We start from the raw sequence: 7510 nt of genomic DNA, 5'->3' as shown, positions 1-7510 counted from the left end.
ACCCGGGTGGGACCACGGAGAACAAGACGGACCCGGGTGGGACCACGGAGAACAAGACGGACCCGGGTGGGACCACGGAGAACAAGACGGACCCGGGTGGGACCACGGAGAACAAGACGGACCCGGGTGGGACCACGGAGAACAAGACGGACCCGGGTGGGACCACGGAGAACAAGACGGACCCGGGTGGGACCACGGAGAACAAGACGGACCCGGGCGGGACCACGGAGAACAAGACGGACCCCGGTGGGACCACGGAGAACAAGACGGACACGGGCGGGACCACGGAGAACAAGACGGACCCCGGTGGGACCACGGAGAACAAGACCAACCCGAACGGGACCACGCAGAACAAGACCGGGGAAGGTGGAACCGGTCAGGATGGATCCGGTCAGGACGGCTCTGGTTCCGGTGAGGACGGATCCGGTGGGGGCGGACAGGATGACGGGGGCGGCGGAGGTGGCGGCTACTAGCCAGGGTTCGCCGCCTACGGCCCGGTAGGCCCGGCGCCTCCGGCGCCGGGCCTACCGTCGGCCGGACCCCGTTCCACCGACGCCGCCACGTCGGACAGGTCCCTCGTGATCGCTTTGGCGACCGCCTTCGTCCCCAGCCGGTTCAGCAGCCGCAGGAAGACGTTCGGCCGGCCGCCCGCCGTGCGCTGCGCCCCGAACGTCATCCGGACGGTCGTACGCCCGGGGACCCGTTCGGTCAGCCGGAACTCCGACACGTAGTGCATGCCCGCGTTGTCAGCCTCGGCGACGTACCGCTGCGGCGCCTCGCACGCCGTCACGTACATCTCCTCCGTCGCCTCCTTGCCGAACATCCGCCGCGTCTCCCGCCACCGCGTGCCCACCCCGAACGGGCCGGGGGTCAGGACCTCCACCGCGTCCACGCCCGACAGGACCTCCGGCATCGACTCCAGGGCCGTCAGCGCCCGCCACACCCGCTCGGCCGGAGCCGCCATCTCGCGCTCCACCACAACCTCGGGCATGTCGGGGTCTCCCATATCCGGATTGTCGCCCCGGGGCGCCCCCCGCGCGCGGTGCCGATCGGTGAGACCCTGGCTGCATGGCCGACAGGGGTGACGCCCCGGAGGTCGAGTGGCCCGCTCGGCCTGACCTGAGCCTGGCGCTCAACCGCATGGGCACCTTCGACTGGGACCTCGACAGCGGGCAGATGCATCTGGACCCCACCGCCCTCGAGGTCTTCGAGCTGCGCCGGGACGAGTTCACCGGCACCCCCGCGGGCCTGCGCACCCGCATCCCGCCCGGCGAGGAGGCCCGGCTCGACGCCCGCGTCGCCCAGGCCCTCAAGGAGGGGCGCGGCGAGTACGGCGCGTACTTCCGCATCCGCCGGCGCGACGGCACGGCCCGCTGGACCCACATCCAGGGCCACATCCGGCGCGACGCCGAGGGGCGGCCGTACCGGATCATCGGGGTGGTCCGCGACGCAGCGCTCGACCCGCGCGAACCGGGCGCCCGCGGCCAGGCCGACGAGGGCCGGCGCCGGATGACCGGCGTGGTCGAACGGACCACGGCGATCCTGGCGCACGCCCGCACCGTCAACGACGTCACCGACATCCTCAAGGACCCCGAGGCGCTCGGGCACCTCGGTGCGGTCAGCGTGATGCTCGGCGTGGTCGACGGGGCCCGGATCCACCTGGTGGCCGAGGGGCAGCTGGGCAGCTACGTGCCCGAGATCGAGTACACGCGGATCGACGCAGGGTTCCCGATGAGCGTGGCGGTCCGCACGATGCAGCCCGTGTTCCTGGCCTCGCGGGAGGAGTTCCAGCGGCGCTACCCGCTGCTGTGGCCGTACATCGAGCCCCTGTCCGTACGCAGCGGCGTCTACCTGCCGCTGATCGCGCAGGGACGGCCCATCGGCGCGCTGGGCCTGCTCTACACCCGGGAGGGCGATTTCACCGGCGAGGAGCGCAACGTGCTGGTGGCGCTGGGCAGCGGCATCGCGCAGAGCCTGCAGCGGGCGATGCTCTTCGAGCAGGAGCACGACCTGGCCGAGGGGCTCCAGCGGGCCATGCTGCCGCGGCGCATCCCCGAGGTGCCGGGCGCGCAGATCGCCGTACGGTACCGGGCCGCCCGGATGGGGCGGGACATCGGCGGCGACTGGTACGACGTGATCCCGCTGGGCGAGGGGCGGGTCGGGGTCATGATCGGTGACGTGGAGGGCCACGACACGGACGCCGCCGCGGTCATGGGGCAGCTGCGGATCGTGATGCGGGCGTACGTGACGGAGGGGCACACGCCCGGCACGGCGATGGCCCGGGCGTCGGTCTTCCTGCGCGAGCTGGAGACGGAACGCTTCGCCACCTGTACGTACGCCGAGGTGGACCTGAACACGGGCATGGTGCAGCTCGTCCGCGCGGGCCACCTCGACCCCGTGGTCCGGCGCGGTGACGGAAGCTGCCACCGGGTCGCCGTCGCGGGCGGACTCCCGCTGGGCCTGCCCACCACGCCCGACCGGCCGCCGGCGCCCCGGGAAACGGGGCCCGCCGAGGGCTCGGGGCATACGTTCGGAACGGGGCACACCCACGGAGCGGGGCACGGGAGCGGGCCGGGGCGCGGAGGCGGGCCGGGCGGCGGAGCCGCATCCGGAGGCGGGTCCGGAACTGGAGCCGGGACCACAACCGGAACCGCAACCGGAGGCGGATTCGGAGGCGGATTCGCAGGGGGAACGGGCGGGCGAAGAGGCGGAGCCGACCCCTGTCCCGGCTACCCCGTCACCACCATGGAGCTCCACCCGGGCGACAGCCTGCTGATGTGCACCGACGGCCTCATCGAGCGCCCCGGCGACGACCCCGACTCCGGCATGCGGGACTTCATGTCCGCCGTCCGCAAGGGCCCGACGGACGTCGAGGAACTCGCCGACCTGCTCTGCGACCTCGTCGGTGACGTCGGCGGCGGGGACGACATGGCCCTGCTCGTGCTGCGCCGCCGCGGCTCCCCGGGCCCCCGCGGCAGTGGCCCGCTGCGTCAGCACCTCACCCCGGGCGACGCGGACGGCCCGGCCATGGCCCGCCACCTCATCCGGGCGGCGGCGACGGCATGGGGTGCGCCGGACCGGGCGGACGAGATCGAACTGGCCGCCGACGAGCTGGTGACCAACGCCCTGGTGCACACGGACGGCGGCGGTGTGGTCAGCCTGCGCCTGACCCCCGACGGCCGGATCCGGGTCGAGGTCGAGGACACCTCCAGCGCGCTGCCGCGCCGCCGGGAGGCGGGCGACTGGGCCGTGTCGGGGCGCGGCCTGCTGCTGGTCGACCGGCTGGCCGACGAGTGGGGGGTGGAGCCCCGGGGCGGCGGCAAGTGCGTCTGGTGCGAGTTCCACGTCCGGCCGGCGGGACCGGCCGACGGGCTCTGAGGGCTGTACGGAGGATCGGAGGGCTGTACGGAGCATCGGCCCGGCCCGCCTGCACCGAGGCCACCGCATCACGGCGGTTGCTACAGCGGGACCAGGGTGACTTCCGTGGCCTTGACGCTCGTCCAGACCTCGGTGCCGTCCTTCAGCCGGAGTTCCGCGGCCGCCTCCGGGGTGATCTCGGCGACCAGGTCCGGGGCGGCGGGGGAGGAGACCAGGATGCGCAGGCGGCTGCCCACGCCGGTGATCTCGCGGACGGTGCCGGGCCAGACGTTGCGCGGGCTGCCCGCCGGCCGCTCGCGGTGGACGGAGACCGCCTCCGGAGCGATGATCGCCAGCGCCGGACTGCCGGCGGCCAGTGACTCGGCCACCACCAGGCGCCCGCCCGAGGCCAGGACCAGGCCGTCCGGCCCCGCCGTGCCCGGCCAGGCGTTGCGGCCCAGCATCCGGGCCACCCACGGCGACCGCGGATGCCGGGTGACGTCGGCCGGGGCGCCGTCCTGCAGGGCCCGGCCGTCGGCCAGCACCAGGACCCGGTCGGCGAGCGACACCGCCTCGACGGGGTCGTGGGTGACGATCAGGCACACTCCGGCGAATCCGGCCAGGTGCGTACGCAGGGTGTGCCGTACGTGCGCGCGCGTGGTCTGGTCGAGCGCGGCGAGCGGCTCGTCCAGCAGCAGCAGCCGGGGGCGGGCCGCCAGCGCCCGGGCCAGCGCGACGCGTTGGGCCTGGCCGCCCGACAACTGGGCGGGCCTGCGCAGCGCGAGGTGGCCCACGCCGAGCCGGTCCAGCCAGTCCCGCGCCTCGCGGCGGGCCTCACGGCGCGGTACGCCGCGGGCGCGCAGCCCGTACGCGGTGTTGGCCAGGGCGGTCAGGTGCGGGAACAGTGCCCCGTCCTGCGGGACCCAGGCCACGCCGCGGCGGTGCGGTGGCAGGTCGGTCACGTCGGCGTCACCGAGCCGCAGCACGGCACGGGAGCGCGGGGTCAGGCCGAGCAGGGCACGCAGCAGCGTGGTCTTGCCGGCCCCGTTCTCGCCGACGACGGCGATGGTTGTGCCCGGTTCGGCCGCCAGCGTCAGTTCGTTGAAGCCGGTCACCTCGGCGTGCAGGGGCCAGCCCCGGGCGTCGTCCTGCTGCGGATCGGGCCCGGCGGTCCGGGTGGCGGCAGCCGGTTCCAGGAGGACTGCGGTTTCCGCGGGTGCAGCCGCTCCCACGGGGACTGCCGGCTCCTCCTCGACCGGTGCGGCGGCGGCCCGGCGCCGGTCGGCGGGAGCGCCGGTCCACCGGCCGCGCAGGGCGACCAGGACCGCCATCGCGATGGCGAGCAGCAGCAGGGAGAGCGAGGTGGCGGCCGCCGGCCGGCCCTGGAGCAGCAGGTAGACCTGGAGGGGCAGGGTCTGGGTGGTGCCCGGCAGATTCCCCGCGAAGGTGATCGTCGCGCCGAACTCGCCGAGCGCCCGCGCCCACGTCAGGGCCGCGCCCGCGATCAGCCCCGGAGCGACCATCGGCATGGTCACCGTCAGGAAGACCCGCAACGGCGAGGCACCGAGGGACGCGGCCGTCTCCTCGTAGCTCACCTTCAGGCCGCCCAGCGCCCCCTCCAGGCTGATCACCAGGAACGGCATCGCCACGAACGTGGCCGCGACCACCGCGCCCGAGGTGTGGAAGGGCAGGGTGATCCCGAACGTGCTCTCCAGCCACGGCCCCAGCAGCCCGCGCCGCCCGAACCCGAGCAGCAGCGCGACACCGCCCACGGTCGGCGGCAGCACCATCGGCAGCAGCACCAGGGACCGGACGAGCGCCTTCCCCGGGAACTCCACCCGAGCGAGCAGCCAGGCCAGCGGTACGCCCAGCACCAGCGAGAGGCCGAGGGCCCAGAAGGACACCAGCAGCGACAGCTTCAGCGCCTCGACCACGCCGGGCGTGGTCAGGTGGGAACCCAGCTCGTGCCATTCGGTGCGGGCCAGGATGCCGATCAGCGGCAGCAGCAGGAAGGCGACGGCGAGCAGCGCGGGCAGCGCGAGGGCGACGGGGGTACGGGGGCGGATTCTGCGCATCACGTGTTCCTGGTGTTCCTGCCGACGGCGGTTACGGCTGCTGGAAGCCCGCGTCCTGGAGGATCTTCTGCGCCTCGGGCGTGCTCAGCCATGCCACGAACGCGGCCGCGGCCTCGGCGTTCCTGGACGCCTTCAGCGTGGCGGCGGGGTAGGAGGCCACGGCGTTCTGGTCGTCGGGGATCTCCACGGAGTCGACCTTGTCCTTGGACTTGGCGGAGTCGGTCTTGTAGACGAGGCCGGCGTCGGCCTCGCCCAGCTCGACCTTGGCCAGTACGGCGCGGACGTTCGGCTCCTGGGACACCGGCTTCACGGCGACGCCCTGCTTGTCCAGGATCTCCTTGCTGTAGCGGCCCACCGGCACCTCGGGCGCCGCAAGGACCACCTTGAGCTTGGTGCCGGCCAGGTCCTTCAGCCCGCCGATCTTGTGCGGGTTGCCCTTGGTGGTGGCGATGACCAGACGGTTCTTCGCGATGATCTTCGAGCCGCCGGTCTCGGCCTTCAGTCCGTCCATGGTCTTGGTGTCGGCCGTGACCAGGGCGTCGGCGGGGGCTCCCTGCTTGACCTGGGCGGCCAGTTCCTGGGAGCCGGCGAAGGAGAAGGTGATCTTCGTGCCGGGGTGCGCCTTCTCGTACGTGGCTCCCGCCGCCTTGAAGACGTCGGTGAGGGACGAGGCGGCCAGCACGGTGAGGTTCGCCGCCTCGACCTCGGCGGAGCCGCCGGAGCCCTGGGCGGAGTCATTGCCGCCGCAGGCGGTCAGCGGGACGAGCAGGGCGGCGGTCAGCGCGGCGGCCGCGGCGCGTCGGCGGGTCACGGACGGGGGCACGGACATGGAGGTGTGCTCCTCGGGTCGGGACGGGACCCGCGCCGGTGACGGCGGAGCGGGCGGGCGGGGACGGGCGTACGCGGGCGGGCCGGGGGGACGACGGCGGCGTACGGGAGGTACGGGGAGGTACGGGCGACGGGTATGGCGCACGGCTGAGCGGCCGCGCGGCCGCTCAGCAGCCCGGTACGGACGGCGGCGGATCGCCGGAGGGCAGAGGCCGTCGGGGGTGTCGGCGGTCGGCGGCGGTCGGCGGCCTTCGGACCGACGCGGCGGACCGACGCGGTCGGACCAGGGCGGTCCGACCGGGCATCAGGTGCGGTCGATGTGCACGTTGGTGGACTTCACGCGGGCGGTGGCCTGCATGCCGACCTCCAGACCGAGCTCCTCGACGGCCTCGCGCGTCAGCAGGGAGACCAGCCTGTGGGGACCGGCCTGGATCTCGACCTGGGCGGCCACGTCGCCGAGCTTGACGGCGGTGACGATCCCGGGGAAGGCGTTGCGCGCCGAGGTGTACGGCTCCTCCTCCTCGGAGTGGGCGCCCTGACCCACTTCCACGGAGAACGCGGCCAGGTCGCGGCCGCCGATGAGCCGTCGGCCGTTCTCGTCGCGATGGGTGGCGACACGGCCGGCGTCGGCCCAGCGGCGTACGGTGTCCGGGCTGACGCCGAGCAGCCGCGCCGCCTGGCCGATGGTGTAGTCCTGCATATGCGCCACCGTAGGCGGGAACAGGACGCATCTGCAAGTGTTTCGGCGGGAACTACATGGCACGTGCTATAGCGATTGTCGTATCGGCCAAAAACGGTTCCGGCAACGGGCCGGTGGCTCGCTAGAGTCAGAGGCATGGCTGATGACGCAACGGCACGGGTGGACGCCTGGATCTGGTCCGTCCGCCTCACCAAGACCCGCTCGATCGCGGCCACGGCCTGCCGCGCGGGCCATGTGAAGGTCAACGGCGAGCGCGCCAAGCCGGCCCAGCCGGTGCGCGCCGGAGACGAGATCCGCCTCTTCCACGCGGGGCGCGAGCGCATCGTCGTGGTGCGGAGCGCCATCACCAAGCGGGTGGGCGCCCCCGTCGCCGCGGAATGCTTCGTCGACAACAGCCCGCCGCCCCCGACGCCCGTCGAGGCGGGGCGCCGGGGGCTGGGCGGCCCTGCGGGCGGGGCGAGGCGCCCCGCCCAGCACCGCCTGTTGTTAACACCTAACGTCCTCACGCATCATAGCTCGTATCAGTGTCACGTAGCGGCTGTCGGCGCAA

The 7510-nt window shown here is 73.7% G+C and carries 6 protein-coding genes and 1 pseudogene; 3 read left to right on the top strand and 4 right to left on the bottom strand.

Annotated features, from left to right (window positions below):
- A pseudogene (locus GPJ59_RS30975) lies at nt 1–473 on the top strand (hypothetical protein); the annotation flags it as partial.
- Nucleotides 474–487: 14 nt separating this feature from the next.
- Here the strand turns inward: GPJ59_RS30975 and GPJ59_RS30970 are convergent.
- Nucleotides 488–1006: an SRPBCC family protein gene (locus tag GPJ59_RS30970; RefSeq protein WP_258025185.1), complete on the bottom strand. Its 519-nt coding sequence runs from the start codon at nt 1004–1006 to the stop codon at nt 488–490.
- Between the two features lie 62 nt (nt 1007–1068).
- Between GPJ59_RS30970 and GPJ59_RS38000 the strand changes: the two genes are divergently transcribed.
- Entirely contained in the window at nt 1069–3378 is a 2310-nt protein-coding gene (locus GPJ59_RS38000; protein WP_258025184.1) for a SpoIIE family protein phosphatase, read from the top strand.
- Between the two features lie 80 nt (nt 3379–3458).
- Here GPJ59_RS38000 and GPJ59_RS30960 read toward each other — a convergent pair whose 3' ends face one another.
- From GPJ59_RS30960 to GPJ59_RS30950, 3 genes are all read right to left on the bottom strand, one after another.
- The gene (locus GPJ59_RS30960) at nt 3459–5432 is read right to left on the bottom strand and encodes an ABC transporter permease (RefSeq protein WP_219671234.1); all 1974 of its coding nucleotides are present in this window, start codon (nt 5430–5432) and stop codon (nt 3459–3461) included.
- A gap of 31 nt (nt 5433–5463) precedes the next feature.
- Nucleotides 5464–6261: a molybdate ABC transporter substrate-binding protein gene (gene modA / locus GPJ59_RS30955; protein ID WP_219671233.1), complete on the bottom strand. Its 798-nt coding sequence runs from the start codon at nt 6259–6261 to the stop codon at nt 5464–5466.
- A gap of 303 nt (nt 6262–6564) precedes the next feature.
- Nucleotides 6565–6960, bottom strand: coding sequence for a TOBE domain-containing protein (locus GPJ59_RS30950; protein ID WP_219671232.1), 396 nt, complete (start codon nt 6958–6960; stop codon nt 6565–6567).
- 135 nt (nt 6961–7095) lie between these two features.
- Between GPJ59_RS30950 and GPJ59_RS30945 the strand changes: the two genes are divergently transcribed.
- A partial coding sequence (locus GPJ59_RS30945; protein ID WP_219671231.1) for an RNA-binding S4 domain-containing protein occupies nt 7096–7510 on the top strand: 415 nt, incomplete at its 3' end.

The organism is Streptomyces bambusae, from assembly GCF_019400985.1.
In the GTDB taxonomy this organism is placed as follows: domain Bacteria; phylum Actinomycetota; class Actinomycetes; order Streptomycetales; family Streptomycetaceae; genus Streptomyces; species Streptomyces bambusae_A.
The sequence above is the reverse complement of the archived record's forward strand: the minus strand, read 5'-3'. Positions and strand labels throughout refer to the sequence as shown.